The organism is Nocardioides sp. (genome assembly GCF_036401255.1).
Lineage (GTDB): Bacteria > Actinomycetota > Actinomycetes > Propionibacteriales > Nocardioidaceae > Nocardioides.
Window position 1 is genome coordinate 1 of sequence record NZ_DASWVI010000010.1, and the last position, 23,178, is coordinate 23,178.

15 protein-coding genes are annotated in these 23,178 nt (G+C 71.5%); 7 read left to right on the plus strand and 8 right to left on the minus strand.

Going from position 1 to position 23,178, the window contains the following annotated elements; genetic code table 11:
- A partial coding sequence (locus tag VGD85_RS00400) for a lysyl oxidase family protein (protein ID WP_331061467.1) occupies nucleotides 1-740 on the plus strand: 740 nt, incomplete at its 5' end.
- A gap of 118 nt (nucleotides 741-858) precedes the next feature.
- On the opposite strand, the gene ligD (VGD85_RS00405) is transcribed toward VGD85_RS00400, so the two are convergent.
- The 7 genes from ligD (VGD85_RS00405) to VGD85_RS00435 all read right to left on the minus strand — a co-directional run bounded on the left by ligD (VGD85_RS00405) (nucleotide 859) and on the right by VGD85_RS00435 (nucleotide 6,673).
- Nucleotides 859-1,761: a non-homologous end-joining DNA ligase gene (ligD, locus tag VGD85_RS00405; RefSeq protein ID WP_331061468.1), complete on the minus strand. Its 903-nt coding sequence runs from the start codon at nucleotides 1,759-1,761 to the stop codon at nucleotides 859-861.
- Nucleotides 1,758-2,699, minus strand: coding sequence for a non-homologous end-joining DNA ligase (gene ligD, locus VGD85_RS00410; protein ID WP_331061469.1), 942 nt, complete (start codon nucleotides 2,697-2,699; stop codon nucleotides 1,758-1,760). Before ligD (VGD85_RS00410) ends, ligD (VGD85_RS00405) begins: the two co-directional genes overlap by 4 nt.
- Nucleotides 2,700-2,757: 58 nt before the next feature.
- Nucleotides 2,758-3,636 carry an aminoglycoside phosphotransferase family protein gene (locus VGD85_RS00415; RefSeq protein WP_331061481.1) on the minus strand — a complete coding sequence of 293 codons (879 nt, stop codon included), beginning with the start codon at nucleotides 3,634-3,636 and terminating at the stop codon, nucleotides 2,758-2,760.
- Nucleotides 3,637-3,643: 7 nt separating this feature from the next.
- Nucleotides 3,644-4,597, minus strand: a complete 954-nt coding sequence (locus tag VGD85_RS00420; RefSeq protein ID WP_331061470.1) for an electron transfer flavoprotein subunit alpha/FixB family protein — start codon at nucleotides 4,595-4,597, stop codon at nucleotides 3,644-3,646.
- Nucleotides 4,598-4,608: 11 nt separating this feature from the next.
- Nucleotides 4,609-5,406, minus strand: coding sequence for an electron transfer flavoprotein subunit beta/FixA family protein (locus VGD85_RS00425; protein ID WP_331061471.1), 798 nt, complete (start codon nucleotides 5,404-5,406; stop codon nucleotides 4,609-4,611).
- Nucleotides 5,407-5,553: 147 nt separating this feature from the next.
- Entirely contained in the window at nucleotides 5,554-5,886 is a 333-nt protein-coding gene (locus VGD85_RS00430; RefSeq protein ID WP_331061472.1) for a hypothetical protein, read from the minus strand.
- A 7-nt stretch (nucleotides 5,887-5,893) separates the two neighbouring features.
- On the minus strand, nucleotides 5,894-6,673 hold the full coding sequence (locus tag VGD85_RS00435) for an enoyl-CoA hydratase/isomerase family protein (RefSeq protein ID WP_331061473.1): 780 nt from the start codon (nucleotides 6,671-6,673) through the stop codon (nucleotides 5,894-5,896).
- A gap of 116 nt (nucleotides 6,674-6,789) precedes the next feature.
- On the opposite strand from VGD85_RS00435, the gene glgX reads away from it, so the two are divergent.
- Complete coding sequence (gene glgX, locus VGD85_RS00440; RefSeq protein WP_331061474.1) at nucleotides 6,790-8,952, plus strand: glycogen debranching protein GlgX; 2,163 nt, start codon at nucleotides 6,790-6,792, stop codon at nucleotides 8,950-8,952.
- Between the two features lie 133 nt (nucleotides 8,953-9,085).
- Here glgX and glgP read toward each other — a convergent pair whose 3' ends face one another.
- Nucleotides 9,086-11,671: an alpha-glucan family phosphorylase gene (glgP, locus tag VGD85_RS00445; protein ID WP_331061475.1), complete on the minus strand. Its 2,586-nt coding sequence runs from the start codon at nucleotides 11,669-11,671 to the stop codon at nucleotides 9,086-9,088.
- Between the two features lie 139 nt (nucleotides 11,672-11,810).
- On the opposite strand from glgP, the gene VGD85_RS00450 reads away from it, so the two are divergent.
- The 5 genes from VGD85_RS00450 (at nucleotide 11,811) to glgB (ending at nucleotide 23,131) form a co-directional block, all read left to right on the plus strand.
- The gene (locus tag VGD85_RS00450) at nucleotides 11,811-15,242 is read left to right on the plus strand and encodes a M36 family metallopeptidase (protein WP_331061476.1); all 3,432 of its coding nucleotides are present in this window, start codon (nucleotides 11,811-11,813) and stop codon (nucleotides 15,240-15,242) included.
- Between the two features lie 401 nt (nucleotides 15,243-15,643).
- Nucleotides 15,644-17,650 carry an alpha-1,4-glucan--maltose-1-phosphate maltosyltransferase gene (locus VGD85_RS00455; protein WP_331061477.1) on the plus strand — a complete coding sequence of 669 codons (2,007 nt, stop codon included), beginning with the start codon at nucleotides 15,644-15,646 and terminating at the stop codon, nucleotides 17,648-17,650.
- Complete coding sequence (treS, locus tag VGD85_RS00460; protein WP_331061478.1) at nucleotides 17,647-19,362, plus strand: maltose alpha-D-glucosyltransferase; 1,716 nt, start codon at nucleotides 17,647-17,649, stop codon at nucleotides 19,360-19,362. The genes VGD85_RS00455 and treS overlap by 4 nt, the downstream gene beginning before the upstream one ends.
- Nucleotides 19,359-20,825 (plus strand): maltokinase N-terminal cap-like domain-containing protein, encoded by a 1,467-nt coding sequence (locus tag VGD85_RS00465; protein WP_331061479.1) that lies wholly within the window; start codon nucleotides 19,359-19,361, stop codon nucleotides 20,823-20,825. Before treS ends, VGD85_RS00465 begins: the two co-directional genes overlap by 4 nt.
- Nucleotides 20,822-23,131 carry a 1,4-alpha-glucan branching protein GlgB gene (gene glgB / locus VGD85_RS00470; protein WP_331061480.1) on the plus strand — a complete coding sequence of 770 codons (2,310 nt, stop codon included), beginning with the start codon at nucleotides 20,822-20,824 and terminating at the stop codon, nucleotides 23,129-23,131. The genes VGD85_RS00465 and glgB overlap by 4 nt, the downstream gene beginning before the upstream one ends.
- Nucleotides 23,132-23,178: the final 47 nt, after the last annotated feature.

Sequence of the window (23,178 nt, forward strand, 5' to 3'; positions counted from 1 at the left end):
CGGCGGCGCACCGGCCCAGCGGCCCGCAGGGCCGGGCCGACGCGGGTGGCCCCGTGCCGGACCTGCGCTCCCTGCCCGCGTGGGGCATCGAGCTGTCGAAGAACACCAACTACCTGCGGTTCTCGGCGACCGTGTGGAACGCCGGTGACAGCCCGCTCGTCGTCGACGGCTTCCGCCGCGACGGTGAGGACGAGATGGACGCCTACCAGTACTTCTTCGACGCCGCCGGGGAGCAGACCGGCTACCAACCGGTCGGCCATCTGCACTGGGACGCCAAGCCCTCCCACCAGCACTGGCACTTCGAGGACTTCGCGCGCTACTCGCTGCTCGACGCGGACAAGAAGGAGACCGAGCGGTCCAAGAAGGAGGCGTTCTGCCTGGCCAACACCGACGCCGTGGACCTCACCGTGCCCGACGCCGACTGGACGCCCGAGAACACCGACCTGTCGACGTCGTGCGGTGACTACTCCTCGCTCTCGATCCGCGAGGTGCTCGCGGCCGGCTGGGGCGACACCTACACCCAGTACCGCGCCGGGCAGTCCTTCGACATCCGCGGGCTCGCGAACGGCACCTACTACATCGCGGTGATCGCCAACCCCGAGAACAACCTGGTCGAGGCGAGCACCGACAACAACGTCACGCTGCGCCGCATCGTGCTCGGCGGCCGCCCCGGCCACCGGACCGTGAAGGTGCCGCAGATCGGCGTCATCGACGAGGGTGGGTACGGCGGGCAGGGCTGATCGTGGCCGACACGCCGGCGGGTTTCCCCGGCTGCCCGGTGAAACCCGCACGACACGCCGAGGGGCATCGGCGTGTCGTGCGGGTTTCGGCTGACAGGTCCCGGGGGGCCGGTGGCCGCTAGCCGCCGAGTCGACGACGCGCCTTCGCCAGCCCCTGGGCGCGCCGGCGCACGTCCGCCCACGGGTCGGCGCGACGGGCCAGCCGCCGGCGCACCGACGCGATCGTGAACCGATCCGGCCGCACCCGGGACAGCTCGTCCCACTCCAGCGGGGTCGAGACCGGGGCTCCGGCACGCGCCCGCACGGCGTACGCCGGCACCGCGGTCTGGCCGTAGCCGTTGCGCATGATGTCGACGAGCACCCGGTCGCCGCGGTCGGCCTTGCGCGCCGCGAGCGTCAGCAGGTCCGGGGCGCGCTCGACCAGACGCTCGGCGACCGCGCGGGCGAAGCCGCGGACCGCGTCGAAGTCCTCCCCTGGCCGCAGCGGCACCATCACGTGATAGCCGCGGGAGCCCGTCGTCTTGAGGTAGCAGGTGAGCCCGAGGTCGTCGAGGAGCTCACGGACCAGCCGGGTCGCGCGGCGTACCTTGACCAGGTCCTCGTCGGAGGGATCGAGGTCGAAGACCAGCTGGTCGGGGTGGTCGAGGTCGGCCGCGGTCGAGAGCCAGGTGTGCGGCGTGATGCACGCCTGCTGGGCGAGGTAGACCAGGCTCCGGGCGTCGTCCATGACCACCTGGCGCTGCGGTCCGTCGGCGGTGTCGACCTCGACGGTGTGCACCCAGTCGGGGAAGTGCCCGGGCACCCTCTTCTCGAAGAACGACGGGCCACCGATGCCGTCGGGGAAGCGCTGCATGTTCACCGGCCGGCCGCGCAGGTGCGGGAGCATCACCTCGGCGACGTCGGCGTAGTAGGTCGCGAGGCCGAGCTTGGTGACCGGTCGCCCGCCCGGGCCGTCGGGGAACAGCACCTTGTCCGGCTTGGTGATCTCGACGCCCGCCACGACGCCCGCGGCGCCGCTCACTCCCGGACCACGTCCTTCGCGGACTTGTCGGCACGCAGGCCCAGGTAGCGGGGATGGCGCAGCTGCCCGGCCGTGGTCCACTCCGTGAACGCCACCTCGGCGACGAGCTCGGGCTCGGCCCAGTGCACGCCGGCGCGGGGCAATGGCCCTGCCGTGCACGGCGAGGTGTCCCGTTCGAGAGGGACGAGCCGCGCATGCAGGTCGCGCAGCACCTTCTGGGAGAAGCCGGTGCCGACCTTGCCGGCGTACACCAGGTCCGTCCCGCGGTGGTAGCCGAGCAGCAGCGCACCGAGCGCCACCCGCGAGCCCTCGGGGTCGGTCCAGCCCACGACCGCCAGCTCCTGGCCCGACTCGCACTTGAACTTCAACCAGGTGTCCGTCCGGCCGGTGGCGTACGCCGCGTCCGCACGCTTGGCGATCAGGCCCTCCCAGCCCCTCCGGCAGGCCTCCGCGAAGTACCCCTCCCCCGCGCGGACCCGGTGCGGCGTGTAGCGCACCGGCCCCGCGAAGCCGAGCAGCCCGCGCAGCCGGCGCTTGCGTTCCAGCAGCGGCTCACGGCGCACGTCCGCACCGTCGACGCGCAGCACGTCGAAGGCGTAGAAGTACACCGCGACCCCGCTGCGGCGTGCCTTGGCGGCACTGCCGACGTGGATCCGCGGCTGCAGCCGGGCGAAGCTGGTGCGCCGGCCCTCAAAAGCCACCACCTCCCCGTCGACGACGAAGTCGGTGGCCGCCTGCTGCTCGAGCGCCTCGGCGATCTCGGGGAACGCGACCGTCACGTCGCGCCCACTGCGGGAGTACAGCCGGGTCCCGCGGGCGTCGCGGACCGCCAGGCAGCGCTGGCCGTCGAGCTTGCGCTCGTAGATCCACCCCTCGGCCCAGAACCGCTCGTGGCTCAGCGTCGCCAGCGCCGGCTGGGGCACCTCCGTCGCACTCACCCCTCCCCACTACCCACTCCCCGCCCCGTTGAGTCGGGAGCGGCGAGTCGACGTCGGTTCAGTCGGTGGCGTGCAGGTCGCCGGTGCGGGCGATGGCCCGCAACAGCGCGGCGGCACGGGTGGCGACCGGGTTCGCGCCCTCGCGGGAGGCGAGCTCGGCGAGCGCCACCAGGTCGGCGGCCCGGGCAAGGTCGAGCGCGCGTGCGGGCGGGGTGCCGCGGAGCTCGGCGTACGCCGCGAGCACGGCCTCGACGTAGGCCGGGTCCCGCTCGAAGCGCAGCAGGTTGCCCAGGTCGGTGAACGGGTGGCCGGCGTGCGCGAACTCCCAGTCGAGCACCCCGGTGATGGCCACCGTGTCGGGGTCGACCAGGAGGTTCTTGGGGTTGAGGTCGCTGTGCACGAGGCAGGTGCGCGGCTCCTCGTCGAGGAGGGCCTGGGCGGCCTCGGCGACCTCGGCGAGCCCCGGGAGGTCCAGTCCCAGCCCGTCGACGTACGCCGGGAGGTCCAGCTCGAACGGCTCGATCCGCAGGTCGCCGTCGACGAAGGTCCCCCGGCGCAGCATCGGCATGCCACCGAGCGTGCCGGCGATCCGACCGCACGCCGCGCCCAGGCGCGCCAGACCGGCCCGGTCGAGCGTGGGCAGCAGGAGGTCGCCTCGGGTCCCGGGGAGGAACGAGGTGACCAGCAGCGCCGGCATGTCGGCGACGGGGTCGGCGCGCCGGAGCTCGAGGACCCTGGGGACCGGCAGCAACCCGTCGACGAGCCGCAGCAGGGCGGCCTGGATCTGTGCCGCCTCCGGGAGATGCCGAAGGCCGGCGAAGATCCGCACCACGGTGCGGTCTCCGCCGGCCTCGGCCAGGAACGTCTCCCCCGACCAGCCGCCCTCGAGCGGCTGCAGGGAGGCGAGCTCCGGGGATTCGTTCAGCGGTTCGCTCAGGGGACGCTCAGCCCTTGCGCTGGGTGACCTCGTCGCTCAGCGCCGGGAGGACCGTGTGCAGGTCGCCCACGACGCCGAAGTCGACGAGCTCGAAGATCGGCGCCTCCTCGTCCTTGTTGACCGCGACGATGGTCTTGGACGTCTGCATGCCGGCCCGGTGCTGGATGGCACCGGAGATGCCAGCCGCGATGTAGAGCTGCGGCGACACCGTCTTGCCGGTCTGACCGATCTGGAAGGTGTGCGGGATCCAGCCGGAGTCGACGGCCGCGCGCGAGGCGCCGACGGCGCCACCGAGCGCGTCCGCGAGGCCCTCGATCGCGTCGAAGCTGCCGCCGGTGCCGCGGCCACCGGCGACCACGATCGCGGCCTCGGTGAGCTCGGGCCGCCCGGTCGCCTTGCGCGGCTGGGACGCGACGATCTGCGCCTTCTTGGCCGAGTCGGAGATCGTCGCGGCGAACTCCTCGACGGTGCCCGCACCCGCGGACTGCTCGGCGGCGGCGGAGTTGGGCTTGACCGTGATGATCGGGGTGCCCTCGGTGACCTTGGCCTTGACCGTGTAGTTGCCGGCGAACACCGACTGCGTGGTCGTGCCGTCGGCCTCGACGTCGACGGCGTCGGTGATCAGGCCCGCGCCGAGCTTGACCGAGAGCCGGCCGGCGATCTCCTTGCCCTCGGAGGTGGACGGGATCAGGATCGCCGCGGGCGAGGCCTTCTCCGCCAGCTGCTGCAGCGCCTCGGCCTTCGGGGCGACCAGGTAGCCCTTGATCTGCGCGTCGTCGACGACGTAGACCTTCTCGGCTCCGTACGCCTTGACCTTCTCGGCCACCTCGGCGCCCTGGGCACCGCTGCCGATGAACACCGCGGAGGGCTCGCCGAGCCGCTTGGCGATCGTCAGGAGCTCGTACGTCGGCTTGCGCACCGCTCCGTCGACGTGGTCGATGAGAACGAGAACTTCAGACATCGGTCAGCTCCTCAGATGAACTTCTTCGAGGCGAGGAAGCCGGCCAGCGCCGAGGCGCCGGACCCGTCCTCGTCCTTGACGATCTCGCCGGCGGTGCGCGGCGGGCGGGCGGTGGTCTCCTCGACCGTGGTCCACGCCACCGACAGGCCGACCTGGCCGGCGTCGACCCCGAGGTCGCCGAGCGACCAGGTCTCCACGGGCTTCTTCTTCGCGGCCATGATGCCCTTGAACGACGGGTAGCGCGCCTCGCCGGACTGGTCGGTGACCGAGAGGACGAGCGGCATCGTCGCGCCGATCACCTCGGTCGCGGTGTCCCCGTCGCGCTTGACGCGCACCTGGTCGCCCTGCGTCTCGATCACCGAGGCGAGCGTGACCTGCGGCAGGTCGAGCCGCTCGGCGAGCATCGCCGGGACGACGCTCATCACGGCGTCGGTGGAGGCCATGCCGCAGATGACGAGGTCGACCTTGGTCTCGGAGCCGGCCTTCTCGATGGCCTTTGCCAGCACCAGCGAGGTGGCGGCGGCGTCGGAGCCGGCGATCGCGTCGTCCACCACGTGGACGCCCTGGTCGGCACCCATCTGGAGCGCCTTGCGCACGGCATCGACAGCCTTCTCGGGACCCACGCACAGCGCGGTCACCGTGGTGTCGTCGCCGGCCTTCTCCTTCAGCTGCAGAGCCTGCTCCACGGCGTACTCGTCGAGCTCCGAGAGGAGCCCGTCGACGCCGACGCGGTCCACGGTGTTGTCCGACTCGAACTGCCGGTCGGCAGTGGAGTCGGGGACGTACTTCACACAGACGACAATGTTCATGGTGTGTGGCCGGTTCGGCCCCTCCTGTGCAGTCGGATGGTGGTCGTGAGGCTACCGCCGCGTACCGGCCCTCGAAACTCATCGGGGGGTTGGCTATGTCACAGCGGCACTGTCACGGTCGGGTGCTGGGCGGCACGCGGGCGGGCGTCAGGGACGGACCACCCGCTCGAGGAGACGGCCCACGACGAGGTAGGCGACCGCGCCGAGACCCCAGTTGGCCAAGGCGTTCTTGGTCGCCGCGTCGGCGCCGTCGAAGGTGAAGATGCCGTTGCCGCGCGAGAACACCCCGAGGTCGAGGACGTCGGCGACGTCGAGCACGAGCTTGACCAGCGCGTTGTCGCGGTTGGCGTCGAGCGCGATCAGCAGCGCCCCGACGGCGAGCACGAGCGCGCACAGCACCGCCGCCAGCCACACCGCCTGGGCGGCCCGCCCGCGCAGCCGGGAGCCCCGCCGCGCCGTCAGCGCCTTGCGTTCGGCCACCCGCTGCTCACCTGCCCTCGAACTGCGCCTTGCCCGGACCGTTCTCGACGAAGGATCGCATACCGATCGTGCGGTCCTCGGTCGCGAACAGCGCCGCGAACTGCTGGCGCTCGATCTCCAGACCGGTCTCGAGGTCCACCTCGAGGCCGCGGTCGATGCTCTCCTTCGCGGCCCGCAGCGCGTACGACGCCGCCCCGGCGAACCGGCGCGCCCAGGCGAGCGCCTCGTCGTAGACGGACTCGGCGGGGAAGAGCCGGTCCACCAGCCCGATCGCGAGTGCCTCGTCGGCCTGGACGAACCGGCCGGTGAACACGATGTCCTTGGCCTTGCTCGGGCCGACCAGCCGGGTGAGCCGCTGGGTGCCGCCGGCGCCCGGGATGATCCCGAGGAGGATCTCGGGCTGACCCAGCACGGCGTCGTCGGCGGCGAACCGGACGTCCGCGCACAGCGCCAGCTCGCAGCCCCCGCCGAGTGCGTAGCCGGTGATCGCGGCGACGACCGGCTTCGGGATCCGCGCCACCGCGCTCAGCGCGGACTGCAGGGGGCCGGACCGCTTGACCATGTCGGTGTAGGACATGTCGGCCATCTCCTTGATGTCCGCCCCTGCGGCGAAGACCCGCTCACCGCCGTACACGACGACCGCCTTGACGTCGTCGCGCTCGGTGGCCTCGACCGCCGCCGCCCGGATCTCCTCCTGCACCTGCACGTTGAGCGCGTTCATCTTCGGCCGGTCCAGCCGGATCGTGCCGACCCCGTCGGCCACCTCCAGTCGCACGAACTCGCCCATCTCGTGACCTGCCTCTCCTGGTGCTCGCCGGGTCGGCGCCTCCGTCGGGCGCCCGATCCGCGTCGTCCGCGGCATCTGACCCGGCATTGTGCCGTCATCGCGGATCATCAGGAACAATGGGCCCGGTGACTCCCGGACTGTGGCGCAACCGCGGCCAGCAGGCCCCGGTGTGGCCCGGCCGCAGCTGGCCACTGGGGTCCACCTGGTCACCGGAGGCCACGAACTTCGCCGTGCACGCTCCTCGTGCCACCGCAGCCTGGGTGTGCCTGTTCGACGACGACGGCGGCGAGCAGCGGCACCGGCTCACCGAGCAGGAGCTCGGCATCTGGCACGGAGCCGTCCCGGGCGTCGCGCCGGGCACCCGCTACGGCTACCGGGTCAGCGGCCCCTGGGACCCCGAGCAGGGCTTCCGGTTCAACCCCGACAAGCTGCTCCTCGACCCGTTCGCCCGGGCGGTGTCCGGCACGCTGACGCCCGACCCCGCGATCTTCGGGTACGTCGCGGGCGACCCCTCCGTGCGCAGCCGCACCGACTCCGCGCCGTACGTCCCGATGGGGGTCGTGGTCGCCGACGACGGCTTCGACTGGGGCGACGACGCCCCACCACGGCACCGTTGGCGGGACTCGGCGATCTACGAGATGCACGTCAAGGGGATGACCGCGCTGCACGACCGGGTCCCCGAGGAGCTGCGCGGCACGTACGCCGGGCTCGCGACGCCCGCGGTGGTGGACTACCTCACGGACCTCGGCATCACCGCGGTCGAGCTGCTGCCGGTCCACCAGTTCGTGTCCGAGACAGCGGTGCTGGAGCGCGGCCTGGTGAACTACTGGGGCTACAACTCCATCGGCTTCGTCGCGCCGCACACCGCCTACTCCGCCTCCGGCGACCGCGGTCAGCAGGTCACCGAGTTCAAGGCCATGGTCAAGGCGTTCCACGCGGCCGGCATCGAGGTGATCCTCGACGTGGTCTACAACCACACCGCCGAGGCGGGCCCCAGCGGCCCGACGCTGTCGTTCCGCGGGCTGGACGACCGTGGCTTCTACTGCCGGGTCGGCGAGCCCCACGACGGCGAGTTCGACGACACCTACTGGGACGTGACCGCCTGCGGCAACACCGTCGACGCCTCCAACCCGTTCGCGCTGCGGCTGATCCTGGACTCGCTGCGCTACTGGGTCACCGAGATGCACGTCGACGGGTTCCGGTTCGACCTGATGTCCGCGCTGACCCGGGTCCACCACCGCATCGACATGCGCAGTCCCCTGCTCACCGCGATCGGCCAGGACCCGGTGCTCCGGCACGTGAAGCTGATCGCCGAGCCGTGGGACGCCTCGATGGAGGGCTACCGCGTCGGCGAGTTCCCGCCGCCGTGGGTGGAGTGGAACGACCGCTACCGCGACGAGATCCGCGACTTCTGGCGCAACCACAACTCCGACATCCGCGGTGTGGCGACCCGGCTGGCCGGCTCCTCGGACCTCTACCTCGACGACGGGCGCTCGCCGTACGCCTCGATCAACTTCGTCACCGCCCACGACGGGTTCACGCTGCGCGACCTGGTCACCTACGAGCACAAGCGCAACGAGGCCAACGGCGAGGACAACCGCGACGGCACCGACAACAACCGCTCCTGGAACCACGGGGTCGAGGGCGAGAGCGACGACCCGGCCCTGGTGCGGGTGCGGCGCCGGCAGGCGGCGAACATGATGGCGACGCTGTGCCTGTCCAACGGGGTCCCGATGATCACCGCCGGCGACGAGCGCGGGCGGACCCAGCGCGGCAACAACAACCCCTACTCGCAAGACAACGAAACGTCCTGGATCGACTGGCGTCCCGACGACGCGTGGCTCGACGTCTACGAGATCACCAAGGCCGCGTTGCGGCTGCGCCGCGAGCACCCGGCGCTGCGCCAGCGGCACTGGTTCGAGGGCCGGCCGACGATCCTCGGCGGGCCCAAGGACCTGGCGTGGCTGCACCCCTCGGGGCGGGAGATGACCGGCGACGACTGGTACGACCCGACGCTGCGCGCGATCGGCATGTTCGTCTCGGCGGCACCCCTGCGGGCGCCGGGGCCGCACGGCGAGCAGCAGGTCGACAAGACCTTCGTGCTCTGGTTCAACTCCGACTGGCTCCCCCAGACCATCCGGCTGCCCGAGAACGACTGGGTGCAGACCGGCGAGGTCGTGCTCTCCACCGACGCCGCGCACCCGGTCGGCACCCCGGTCAAGGCCGGCGACGAGCTCGACATCGGCCGCCGCACCGTCGTGGTCTTCCGCGAGACCTAGCCGCGGCTCGCGCGTCGACTTCGTCGCCGCGCGGGCCGCGGAATCGCTCTTGGTCCGATGCTCCGACGTTGTGGTTGCGGTAGGTGCGCCGGCTGCGGGCACGCCTCAGGAACGCCGAGTCGGCATCGAGGCGTTACGGCAGGGCGACCAGGCCCAGCTCCGCGCGGGAGGTCAGCAGGTCGTTGCGCGGGGTGATCCGCACCGTGTAGCCGAACGACCCCGAGTGGTCGAGGACCACGTCGCCGTCGAAGCGGTGCCGGCCGCCCTCGTAGGACTCCGCGACGTGCAGCGAGTCGACGACCGTCTCGACCAGCACGTCCTCGCCGTTCGTCTTGCCGTGCACGAGCTCGACGTCCACGTCGTCGGGTGACAGCGAGCCGAGGGCCACGAACGCCCGCACGCTCATCCCGTCGCCGACCTCGGGGGCGTCGCCGACCCCGCTGCTCTCGACGTGGTCGACCCGGACGGCGGGCCACTCGGCCTTGACCTTCTTCTTCCAGGCCGCCAGCTCGGCGGCGCCGTGGAAGTCGGAGTTGAGCCGGTGGGCGGTCACGGAGGCCGGCGTGTAGAGCTGGCGGACGTAGTCGCGCACCATCCGGGTGGCGAGCACCTTCGGGCCGAGCGACTTCAGCGTGTGCCGGGTCATCTCCAGCCAGCGCGTCGGCACGCCCTCGGCGTCCAGGTCGTAGAACCGCGGCGCGACGTCGTTCTCGATCAGGTCGTACAGCGCCGCGGCCTCGAGGTCGTCGCGGTGGTCGATGTCCTCCACGCCGTCGGCCGTCGGGATCGCCCAGCCGTTGTCGCCGTCGTACCACTCGTCCCACCAGCCGTCGAGCACCGAGAGGTTCAGGCCGCCGTTGAGCGCGGCCTTCATCCCGGAGGTGCCGCACGCCTCGTAGGGCCGCAGCGGGTTGTTCAGCCAGACGTCGCAGCCGGGGTAGAGCGGCTGCGCCATCGCGATGTCGTAGTTGGGGAGGAACACGATCCGGTGCCGGATCTCGGGGTCGTCGGAGAGCTTGACGATGTCCTGGATGAGCTTCTTGCCGCCATCGTCGGCCGGGTGGGCCTTGCCGGCGATCACCAGCTGGATCGGCCGCTCGGGGTGCAGCAGCAGCGACTTGAGCCGCTCGGGGTCGCGCATCATCAGCGTGAGTCGCTTGTACGACGCGGCGCGCCGCGCGAACCCGATCGTGAGCACCTCGGGGTCCAGGGCGTTGTCGATCCAGCTCAGCTCGGCCTTCGCCGCGCCGCGCTTCTCCCACGAGCGCCGCAGCCGCTTGCGGGCGTCGACCACGAGCCGCTCGCGGAGCGTGCGCTTGACGGCCCAGATCTCGGCGCCGGGGACCTTGTCGGCCGCGGCCCAGAAGCCGCTGGTGTCGTCGGACTCGGGGTCCGCCCCCTGGGCGACGGCCAGCTCGATGACCTCGCGGGCCACCCACGTGGGGGCGTGCACGCCGTTGGTGATCGAGCCGATCGGCACCTCGGCCTCGTCGAACGCCGGCCACAGGCCGTTGAACATGCCCCGGCTGACCTGGCCGTGCAGCTGGGAGACGCCGTTGGCGCGCTGCGCGAGCCGGAAGCCCATCACCGCCATGTTGAACACGGCCGGGTCGCCGCCCTCGTAGTCCTCGCTGCCCAGCGCCAGCACCCGCTCGACGGGTACGCCGGGCGTCGGGCCGCCCTCGCTGAAGTACTGCTCCACGAGCGTCAGCGGGAACCGGTCGATGCCCGCGGGCACCGGGGTGTGGGTGGTGAACACCGTCGAGGCGCGGCTGACCTCCAGCGCGGTGTCGAAGTCGAGGCGGGGGCCGCCCTCGGCCACCGTGAGCTCGCGGATCCGCTCGAGCCCGAGGAAGCCCGCGTGACCCTCGTTGGTGTGGAACACCTCGGGTGCGGGGTGCCCGGTGATGCGGCAGAACACCCGCAGCGCACGCACGCCGCCGACGCCCAGCAGCAGCTCCTGGCGCAGGCGGTGCTCGCTGTTGCCGCCGTACAGTCGGTCGGTCACGTCGCGGTAGTGCTCGGGGTTGCCCTCGACGTCGGTGTCGAGCATCAGCAGCGGGACCCGGCCGACGCTCGCGACCCAGATCCGCGCCAGGAGCTCGGGTCCGTCGGGCAGCGCGACGCTGATCATCGCCCGGGCGCCGTTCTCCTCGCGCAGCAGGGAGATCGGCAGGCCGTCGGGGTCGAGGACCGGGTAGGACTCCTGCTGCCAGCCCTCGCGGGAGAGCGACTGCTTGAAGTAGCCGTGCCGGTAGAGCAGGCCGACGCCGATGATCGGGACGCCGAGGTCGCTGGCGGCCTTCAGGTGGTCGCCGGCGAGGATGCCGAGCCCGCCGGAGTACTGCGGCAGCGAGGCGGTGATGCCGAACTCCGGGGAGAAGTACGCGATGGCGCGCGGGCCCTGCTCGCCGGCGGCGAGACGGCGCTGGAACCACCGGTCCCCGGTCAGGTACCGCTCCAGCTCGTCGGTGGCCGCTCCGAGCCGGGACAAGAAGCCCTCGTCGGCGGCCAGCTCCTCCAGCCGGCGGCGGCCGACGGCGCCGAGCAGCTTGACCGGATCGCGGCCGGTCGACTCCCACAGGGCGGGGTCGACGGACTCGAAGACGTCTTGGGACTGGGGGTCCCAGGACCACCTCAGGTTGCCGGCGAGCCGGCCCAGCCCGGCCAGCGCCGGGGGCAGAACGGGACGAACGGTGAATCGACGAATCGCACGCACCGGGCGACGGTACCCCCTGGAGGTTGGAACGATCAAAGGAATGGACGAACCCGGCGGTGCGGCGCGGATCACGCCGCGCCCGACGCCCTCGCGGCACAGGTTCACATAACGAACCCGGGCGTCCGGCGTTGACCGGGACATGACCCGCTCACCTCGACGCCGCGGCGGCTACCGCACCGCCGCGTTGGCCCTGCTGACCGCCACCCTGGTCCCCGGCCTCGCCCAGCTCCCGGCGCTCGCCGGCACCGCCCCGACGGCCCGCACCGCCACCGCCGCGGACGACCTCACTCCTCCGCTCGGCGGCCTCGGGGACCCGGTCCCCGGCCTCACCGACCTCGACGCCCGCGGCACCGCGCTCCCCACCGCGGCCCAGCGCAGCGCCGTCGCCCGCCTCGGCGCCGTCGACGTGCGCTGGAACCGGTTCGGTACGCCGTCCTCGATCCTCCCGGCCGACGGCGTCCTGGCCCGGGCCACATCCGCCGACCCGGTGGCGGCCGCCCGCGCCTGGCTCGCCGACCACGCGGCCGTCTTCGGCTTGACCCGGACCCAGGTCGCCGGGCTCGAGCTGGTCAACGACCAGCGGCTGGCCCGCAGCGACGCCCACGCGGTGCTGTTCCGCCAGCGGTTCGGCGACCTCAGCCCCGCGCTCGGGAGCATGGTGACCGTCGGTGTCGCCCGCGGCGAGATCGCCTACGTCTCCTCCTCGCTCGCCCGCGCCGACGGGTCGGCGCCGGCCGCGACCCTGAGCCCCCTGCAGGCGTGGACGAAGGCCGCGGCCAACGTCGGCCGGAGCCTCGACGGCGGGGTCCTCGACCGGGTCACCTCGCGCGTCGCCGACGGCTGGACGCGCCTGTCCGTGCCCGGCTTCGCCCAGGAGCAGCTGGTCCGGCTGCGCGCCCTCGCCCTGGCCGACGGCACCGTGCGCCCGGTGTTCGAGACCAACGTGGTCGACGTCGAGAAGGGCGCGGCGTTCGCCTACACGCTGATGGTCGACGGCGTCACCGGCGACGTCCTGCACCGACAGAACCAGGTCGAGAACAGCAGCGACGCCTTCCAGTTCCAAGGCGAGGTCACCGCGACCGACTGCGGTCCCCAGCACGAGTTCGAGCTCACCGACGCCAACACCAAGCAGATCGTCGCCGTGGCGGCCGCGGCCAACACGCTCAACGACATCGAGATCAAGATCTACGACCCCCAGCACCAGCTCCTGGTGACCGGCGACCTGGGCACCAGCCCCGAGACCGCGACCTACGCCGCCGACTCGATCCCCGCCGGCATCTACACGATGCAGGTCTGCCCCTTCGCCGACCCGACGGTGCCGTTCGTGCCGCCGGGCAACTACGTCGCCAGCGTGACGACCAGTGACACCGCAGGGCCCTCGACCGGCGAGGTCGGGTTCCCGTCGAAGTGGCGCTACTTCACCGCCAACCCGTCGCTGGACTACTCGACGACCACCACGCCGAAGAACTCCGTGATCGGCTGCTGGGTCGCCGGCGACGGCTGCACCTCGCCGACGGGGCCGTTCCGCAACGTCGCCGCCCCGGCCCCGTGGGACGCGACCGCCAACGGCGTCGGCACGATGACGACGGTCGGCAACAACGCCAACACCCACGAGGCCTGGGTCAGCCCGTTGACGCCGGGAGGTACGGCGCAGGCACCGATCTCGCCGACCCGTGAGTACACCGGCGAGTTCACCGACGCCTGGAACAACTCCGGCTGCGACCCCGCCCAGCTGACCCCGGGCGGCAACGACATCGACGCGACCGTGACCAACCTGTTCGTCGCGCACAACCGGATGCACGACTACTCCTACTACCTCGGCTTCACCGAGGACAACTACAACATGCAGCTGGACAACCTCGGCCGCGGCGGCGTCGCCGGCGACCAGGAGGTCGGCAACGCCCAGGCCGGCGCGCTCACCGGCGGACAGCCGTCGTACCTCGGCCGCGACAACGCCAACCAGATCACGCTGCAAGACGGCGTGCCCGGCATCACCAACCAGTACCTCTTCCAGCCGATCGCCGGGGCGTTCTACTCCCCCTGCGTCGACGGCGGCCTCGACATGGGCATCGTCGGCCACGAGTACACCCACGCGATCAGCAACCGGATGGTCGGCGGCCCCGACGAGGGCCTCACCTCCGAGCAGGGCGGCGCGATGGGCGAGTCCTGGAGCGACCTGGTCGCCGGCGAGTACATGTTCAGCCACGGCTATGCCAACGGCGGCAACCCGTGGGCGGTCGGGGTCTACGCGACCGGGAACAAGTCGGTCGCGATCCGCGACTACGCGATCAACAAGAACCCGCTCAACTACTCCGACTACGGGTTCGACAGCACCGGCAACGAGGTGCACGCCGACGGCGAGATCTGGAACGGCACCCAGTGGGAGGTGCGCCAGGCCCTGGTCAAGAAGTGGAACGCGAAGTTCCCCTACGGCAACAAGGCGCTGCAGCTGCGCTGCGCCCAGGCGACCCCGACGGCGAGCCCGCTGCCGGCCGCCCGGTGCCCCGGCAACCGGCGTTGGGTCCAGCTCGTCTTCGACTCCTTCCTGCTCCAGCAGGGCGCGACGTCGATGCTCGACGCGCGGGACGCGATGCTCGCCGCCGACCGGATGCGCTTCGGCGGCAAGGACCTCAAGGTGATGTGGGACGCGTTCGCCCGGCGCGGGATGGGTCAGGGCGCCTCGGTGCCCAACGCCGACTCCGGCGACACCTCCCCGAGCTTCGCGTCGCCGAAGTCCGAGAACGGGCGCGTCACGTTCCGCAGCAACCGCTCCGGCAGGTTCTACGTCGGGCACTACGAGGCCCGGGCCACCCCGGTGGCCGACACCACCGCGGCGGGCAAGCTCAAGAACACCGCCCGGTTCGTCCCCGGCCGCTACCGGATGCTCTTCGTCTCCCAGGCCGGTGGCTTCAAGCGGTTCACGATGACGGTGAAGGCCGGCACGCAGCAGGTCACCGTCCGGGCGCCGCAGAACCTCGCTGCGAAGAAGAACGGCGCGCGGCTGCTCGGCACGACCGAGGGGTCCTTGAATCCGGCGGCGCTCCTGGACGGCACCGAGCGCACCGCGTGGGGCGGGGTCACCGAGGCCAACGTCGACGAGTCGCACCCGTTCGTCGCGGTCGACCTGGCCGGTGGCGTCCACACCGTCCGCCGGGTCCAGGTGAGCGCGATGCTCAACCCGGCTCCCCCGGACCCCAACGAGATCCCGCTGGCCGCGGACCCCGACCCCGACTCCGGGTCCCGGTTCACGGCGCTGCGCCGGTTCGCCCTCGAGGCGTGCGTGAGCGGCTGCGGGTCCGCGCAGGCGAAGTGGAAGCGGTTCTACGTCTCCCCCGCGGACGCGTTCCCGGCCGTGCGCCCCCGCCCGGTCGCCCCGAACCTGACCATGCGCACGTTCGACGTGCCGGCCACCCGGGCGGCGGCCATCCGGTTCGTGGTGCTGGAGAACCAGTGCACCGGCTTCGCCGGGTACGCCGGGGAGCAGGACAACGACCCGGTCAACGACACCGACTGCAAGACGGCGTCCGACCGCGGCACGATCGTGCACGCCGCGGAGCTGCAGGTGTACTGATGAGCTGCCTTCGACACCCGAGCTTGCTCGGGTGTCGAAGACGCAGCAGCCAGGTCGAGTAGGCGCGCGACCGACGGAGGAGGTCGCGACCGCCGTATCGAGACCCATTCCGCTCAGAGGTCTCGATACGCCGTCGCTCGTCCCTCGCGACGGCTACTCGACCAACGAGAGGGACGCCGTCGCTCGTCCCTCGCGACGACTACTCGACCAACGAGCGGGACGCCGTCGCTCGTCCCTCGCCACGGCTACTCGACCACCGAGAGGGACGCCGCCGACCAACGAGAGGGCAGGGCGGTGACCACGGTCGCCGCCCTGTTTCCACCTGCCCGAGCGGGGTACGGCGTCCAGGACGGCAGCTGCCCCCTGCCGCACCTGCCCGGACCCTCGCTAGGTTGGAGATCATGGTCGGACGCATCCCCGTCATGAACGTCACGCCGCTCGTCGACCTCGGCCGGCAACCCGCGAAGGCCACGGTCGGCGAGCCGTTCCCGGTGACGGCGACCGTCTTCCGGGAGGGCCACGACAAGCTCGGCGCCGAGGTCGTCCTCACCGGCCCCGACGGCCGCCGCCGGCCGCCGGTCCGGATGACGGCCCACGCCACGATCCCGGACCGCTACGAGGCCTGGGTGACCCCCGACACCGGCGGCGCCTGGAGCTTCGAGGTGGTCGCCTGGTCCGACCCGCTGGCGACCTGGCAGCACAACGCCGCCCTCAAGGTCCCGGCCGGCGTCGACGTCGACCTGATGTTCACCGAGGCCAGGATCCTGCTCGAGAAGGTGCTCGCCTCGCTCGACCCGCGCGACCCCTCGGCCGCCGACGCGGCCCAGGTCCTGCAGGGCGCGATCGACGCGGCGAGCGACGGCAAGCGGCCGGCGGCCGCGCGGCTGGCGGTCCTCGAGGCGCCCGACGTCACCGGGGTGCTCGCCACCCACCCGATCCGCGAGCTCGTCACGGTCGAGGGCCCCTACCCGGCGTACGCCGACCGGCAGCGGGCGCTCTACGGCAGCTGGTATGAGTTCTTCCCCCGGTCCGAGGGCGCGACCAAGGATCCCGAGACCGGCACGGTCACCAGCGGCACCTTCCAGACCGCCGCCAAGCGGCTCGACGCCGTCGCGGCGATGGGCTTCGACGTGATCTACCTGCCGCCGATCCACCCCATCGGCGAGGTCAACCGCAAGGGACCCAACAACACCCTCGATCCCGGGCCCGACGACACCGGGTCGCCCTGGGCGATCGGCTCCAAGGACGGCGGCCACGACGCGATCCACCCCGACCTCGGGACGTTCGAGGACTTCGACGCCTTCGTCGCCCGCGCCGACGCGCTCGGGCTGGAGGTCGCGCTCGACCTCGCCCTGCAGGCGGCACCGGACCACCCCTGGGTGACGTCCCACCCCGAGTGGTTCACGACCCGCGCCGACGGCACCATCGCGTACGCCGAGAACCCGCCGAAGAAGTACCAGGACATCTACCCGATCAACTTCGACAACGACCCCACGGGCATCTGCCAGGAGGTGCTGCGGATCGTCCGCCTCTGGATGTCCCACGGGGTGCGGATCTTCCGGGTCGACAACCCGCACACCAAGCCGGTGGCGTTCTGGGAGTGGCTGCTCAAGGAGATCCGGCGCACCGACCCCGACGTGCTGTTCCTGGCCGAGGCGTTCACCCGGCCGGCGATGATGCAGGGGCTCGGCGCGATCGGGTTCCACCAGTCCTACACGTACTTCACGTGGCGCAACGCCAAGTGGGAGCTCGAGGAGTATCTCCGCGAGCTGTCCCACCAGACCGATCACCTGATGCGGCCGAACTTCTTCGTCAACACCCCCGACATCCTGCACGCGTATCTGCAGTACGGCGGGCCCGCCGCGTTCAAGATCCGCGCCGCGATCGCGGCGACGGCGTCGCCCAGCTGGGGGGTCTACGCCGGCTACGAGCTCTACGAGCACGTGGCCGTGCGGCCCGGCAGCGAGGAGTACCTCGACTCGGAGAAGTACCAGATCCGGATCCGGGACTGGGACGCCGCCGAGCGCGAGAACCGCACGCTCGCGCCGTACCTCACCCGCCTCAACGAGATCCGGCGCCAGCACCCGGCGCTGCAGCTGCTGCGCAACGTGTCGGTCCACTGGAGCGACGACGAGAACATCCTCGTGTTCAGCAAGCGCGCGACCGGCCCGGACGCGCACGCCGGCCACGAGGACATCGTCATCGTCGTCGTGAACGTCGACCCGCACGCGGCTCGCGAGACCACGGTCCACCTCGACCTCGAGGCGCTCGGGATGCCGTCGGCCGAGTCGTTCCTGGTGCACGACGAGATCACCGGCGAGGACTGGACCTGGGGCCAGCACAACTACGTCCGCCTCGACCCCTACCACGAGCCGGCGCACATCCTCACGGTGAGGAGGCCCCGGTGACCCACGGCCTCTCCGAGAACGCGGCCGACAGCACACCGGACTGGTTCAAGTCCGCCGTCTTCTACGAGGTCCTCGTCCGTTCCTTTCGCGACTCCAACTCCGACGGGACCGGGGACTTCCGGGGGCTGGTCGAGAAGCTCGACTACCTCCAGTGGCTCGGCGTCGACTGCCTGTGGATCCCGCCGTTCTTCCCCAGCCCGCTGCGCGACGGCGGCTACGACGTCGCCGACTACACGGGCGTGCTGCCCGAGATCGGGAACGTGGAGGACTTCCGCTACTTCCTCGACCAGGCGCACGAGCGGGGCATCCGGGTGATCATCGACTTCGTCATGAACCACACCAGTGACGCGCACCCGTGGTTCCAGGCCTCGCGATCCGACCCGGACGGGCCGTTCGGCGACTTCTACGTGTGGTCCGACACCGACGAGCTCTACGAGGACGCCCGGATCATCTTCGTCGACACCGAGCCGTCGAACTGGACCTGGGACCCGGTCCGTCAGCAGTACTTCTGGCACCGGTTCTTCTCCCACCAGCCGGACCTGAACTTCGACAACCCCAAGGTCCACGAGGCGATGTTCGAGGCGCTCGCCTTCTGGCTGGACATGGGGCTGGACGGGTTCCGCCTCGATGCCGTGCCCTACCTCTACGAGCGGCCCGGGACCAACGGCGAGAACCTCCCGGAGACCCACGAGTTCCTGCGCAAGGTCCGGGCGTTCGTCGACGAGCACTACCCGGGCCGGGTGCTGCTCGCGGAGGCCAACCAGTGGCCCGCCGACGTCGTCGACTACTTCGGCGACTTCGAGTCCGGCGGCGACGAGTGCCACATGTGCTTCCACTTCCCGGTGATGCCGCGCATCTTCATGGCCGTGCGCCGCGAGTCGCGGTTCCCGGTCTCGGAGATCCTCGAGCAGACGCCGCCGATCCCGCACGGATGCCAGTGGGGCATCTTCTTGCGCAACCACGACGAGCTGACGCTCGAGATGGTCAGCGACGAGGACCGCGACTACATGTGGGGCGAGTACGCCAAGGACCCGCGGATGAAGGCCAACATCGGGATCCGCCGACGGCTGGCGCCCCTGCTCGACAACGACACCAACCAGATGGAGCTGTTCAACGCGCTGCTGTTCTCGCTGCCCGGCTCGCCGGTCCTCTACTACGGCGACGAGATCGGGATGGGCGACAACATCTGGCTCGGCGACCGCGACGGGGTCCGCACCCCGATGCAGTGGACGTCGGACCGCAACGCCGGCTTCTCCTCCGCGACCCCCGGCAAGCTCGACCTGCCGCTCATCCAGGACCCGGTGTTCGGGTACCAGTCGGTCAACGTGGAGGCCCAGCTCGAGAACACCTCGTCCCTGCTGCACTGGATGCGGCGGATGATCCACGCGCGCCGCAACCACCCGGCCTTCGGTCTCGGGTCGTTCCACGACCTGGGCGGGTCCAACTCGACCGTGCTGTCCTACGTGCGCGAGTACACCGCGGAGGACGGCACCGAGGACATCATCTTGTGCGTCAACAACCTCTCCCGGTTCCCGCAGCCGGTGGAGCTGGACCTGCGTCGCTTCGAGGGGCGCCGACCGGTCGAGCTGATCGGCGGCGTGCCGTTCCCGGAGATCGGCGAGCTCCCCTACCTGTTGACGCTGGCGGGCTACGGGTTCTACTGGTTCCGACTGACCGCTCCCGAGACCAGCGAGGAGGGTCTGCTGCTGTGAGCCCCGACGGACAGATCACCCACATCGAGCCCGACGTGTTCGTCCGCTACCTCGAACGCACCCGGTGGTTCGGCGGCAAGGGCCGGCCCTTCGAGGTCGCGTCCGTACGCCGGATCGGCGAGGTGCCCCGCGACGAGGAGAGCACCGGTCCGCGGGTGGTGATCGAGCTCGTCGAGGTCGCCTACAGCGACGGCCCCGGCGGCACCGAGGTCTACCAGGTGCCGATGTCGTTCTACACCGAGCCGGAGAGCCGGCTCGACCACGCCTTCATCGGCTGGTGGGACGAGCCCGACCACGGCTGGGTGCACGCCTACGACGCCCTCCACGACCGGGAGGCGATGGACAGCTGGCTGCGGGCCTTCGACCGGGCCGCCGGCGAGTCCGGGGGCAACCTCAGCGACGACGAGAGCGGGCTGCGCTTCCACCGGCTGCCGGGCCACGAGCTGGACCTGACCGCCCACTCCACGCTGTTCTCCGGCGAGCAGTCCAACTCGTCGGTCGCGTTCGGCGAGGACTGCCTGATGAAGGTGTTCCGCAAGATCACCCCCGGGGTCAACCCGGACATCAGCGTCCACGAGGTCCTCACCAACGCCGGCTCCCACCACGTGGCGGCGCTCTACGGCTGGCTCGACTGGGTCGACTGGGACGCCGACCCCGAGGCCGAGGAGCGCTCGGGCACCACGATCCAGCTGGCGATGCTCCAGCAGTTCCTGCGCACCGCCAGCGACGGCTGGGACCTGGCGCTGACCAGCGCCCGGGACCTGTTCGCCGAGGCCGACCTGCACGCCCACGAGGCCGGGGGCGACTTCGCGGCCGAGTCCGCCCGGCTCGGCGAGGCGCTGCGGGAGGTCCACGAGGCCCTGGCCGAGCACTTCCCCACCGAGCACCGTGGCCCGGAGGCGCTCGCGGAGCTGGCCGAGGCCATGGACGCGAGACTCGACGCGGCGCTCGAGGTGGTCCCCGAGCTGGCCGAGCACGCGGAGCGGCTGCGCTCGGCGTACTCCCGGCTGCGCGGGCTGGACACGCTCGACGTGCAGCAGATCCACGGCGACCTGCACCTCGGCCAGACGCTGCGCACCAGCCTGGGCTGGAAGATCGTCGACTTCGAGGGCGAGCCGGCCAAGCCGCTCGCGGAGCGGCTGCGGCCCGACTCGGTGTGGCGCGACGTCGCCGGGATGGTGCGGTCCTTCGACTACGTCCCGCACGTCGTGGAGCGGCAGTTCGCCGAGGACCAGCCCGAGGGCGCCAGCCAGCGCGCCTACCGCGCCGAGGAGTGGGCCCACCGCAACCGCAACCACTTCATCACCGCCTACGCCGGCGGCGAGCTCACCGAGCAGCAGCAGATCCTGCTCGACGCCTACGTCGCGGACAAGGCCGTCTACGAGACCGTGTACGAGACCCGCAACCGTCCGACCTGGGTGGGCATCCCGCTCGAGGCCGTGGCGAGGATCGGAGCAGCATGAGCCCGAAGAGGACCCCCCGCACCGGCACGCCCGACCCGCAGGCGCCCGCGGCACGCACCGAGGCGCCCGCGCCGGACTCGTCCGGGCCGCCTGCCTCCGCCTCGCGTACGCCGAGCCTGCACCCGGTCTCGGTCGCCGAGCTGCACCAGGTCGCCCACGGCGAGCACGGCAACCCCCACGGCGTGCTCGGCCCGCACCCGCACGACGGCGCGGTCACGGTCCGGGTGCTCCGGCCGCTGGCCTCGCGGGTCGTGGTCCGTTGGCAGGGCGCCGACGGCTCGCCGGGCGAGGCCGAGCTGACCCATGAGCACGAGGGCATCTGGGCCGGCCTCATCCCGCTGGCGGACGTGCCCGACTACCGGGTCGCGGTCAGCTACGGCCCCGACGAGCACGTCGTCGACGACCCCTACCGGTTCTTGCCGACCCTCGGCGAGATGGACCTGCACCTGATCAACGAGGGCCGCCACGAGCAGCTGTGGACGGTGCTCGGGGCTCGCGTCCACCACTACCCCGGGGCGCTGGGTCCGGTCACCGGCACCTCCTTCGCGGTGTGGGCTCCCTCGGCGCGGGCGATCCGCATCAAGGCCGACTTCAACAGCTGGGACGGCCGCGAGCACCCGATGCGCCAGCTCGGCACGTCCGGCGTGTGGGAGCTCTTCGTGCCGGACGTCGGCGCCGGCACGGCGTACAAGTACGCGATCTTGGGGCCCGACGGCCAGTGGCGCGAGAAGGCCGACCCGATGGCGCAGTGGGCCGAGCGGCCCGCCGACACCGCCTCGAAGGTCTTCGAGTCGGACTACGCCTGGGGCGACGACGCCTGGCTCGCCGAGCGCGCCCAACGGCAGCCGGTCGCGTCCCCGATGAGCATCTACGAGATGCACCTCGGGTCGTGGAAGAAGCACCCCGACGGGCGCTACTGGTCGTGGGCCGAGCTCGCCGAGGACCTGCCCGGCTACGTCGCCGACCTGGGGTTCACCCACGTCGAGCTGATGCCGGTGATGCAGCACCCGTTCGGCGGCTCGTGGGGCTACCACGTCACGTCGTACTTCGCCCCCGACGCCCGCTTCGGCGACCCCGACGGCTTCCGCCTCCTCGTCGACCGGCTGCACCAGGCCGGCGTGGGCGTCATCCTCGACTGGGTCCCCGGCCACTTCGCCACCGACGAGTGGGCGCTGGCGCGCTTCGACGGCACGCCGCTCTACGAGGACCCCAACCCGCAGCGCGGCTGGCACAAGGAGTGGGGCTCCCACATCTTCAACTTCGGCCGGCGCGAGGTGCGCAACTTCCTCTACGCCAACGCGCTCTACTGGCTCGAGGAGTTCCACGCCGACGGCCTGCGGGTCGACGGGGTGGCGTCGATGCTCTACCTCGACTACGCCCGCGAGGAGGGCGAGTGGACGCCGAACATCCACGGCGGCCACGAGAACCTCGAGGCGGTGCAGTTCCTCCAGGAGATGAACGCCACCGTCTACAAGCGGGTCCCCGGCATCACCACGATCGCCGAGGAGTCGACCTCCTGGCCCGGCGTCACCCGGGCCACCGCGCACGACGGGCTCGGCTTCGGCTTCAAGTGGAACATGGGCTGGATGCACGACTCGCTGGGCTACATGGCCCGCGAGCCCGTGCACCGCGCCTACCACCACGGCGAGATGACGTTCTCCCTCGTCTACGCCTGGTCGGAGAACTTCGTGCTCCCGATCAGCCACGACGAGGTCGTCCACGGCAAGGGCTCGCTGCTGCGCAAGATGCCCGGCGACCGGTGGCAGCAGCTGGCCAACCTGCGCGCCTACCTGGGCTTCATGTGGGCCCACCCGGGCAAGCAGCTGCTGTTCATGGGCGCCGAGCTCGGGCAGGAGGCGGAGTGGGCCGAGTCGCGGGAGCTGGACTGGTGGCTGCTCGACCACCCCGAGCACCGGGGCGTGCAGTCGCTGGTGCGCGACCTGAACGCGACGTACGCCGCCACGCCCTCGCTCTGGGCGCGCGACCACGAGGCCGACGGCTTCGAGTGGATCGACGCCAACGACGCGGGCCGCAACGTCTTCTCGTTCGTCCGCCGCGGCGGCGACGCCGACCTGGTGTGCGTGTCGAACTTCGCGGCGGTGCCGCACGAGAACTACCGGCTCGGGCTGCCCGGGGCCGGCGAGTGGGACGAGGTGCTCAACACCGACGCCTCGACCTACACCGGATCGGGCGTGGGCAACCTCGGCTCGGTCACCGCCGTCGACGGCGAGTGGTCCGGCCAGCCCGCCTCCGCCACGATCGTGGTGCCGCCGCTGGCGACGGTGTGGTTCCGGAGGCGGGTCTAGCTGCGGGTTTCACCGGTCAGCCGGTGAAACCCGCACGACACGCCGAG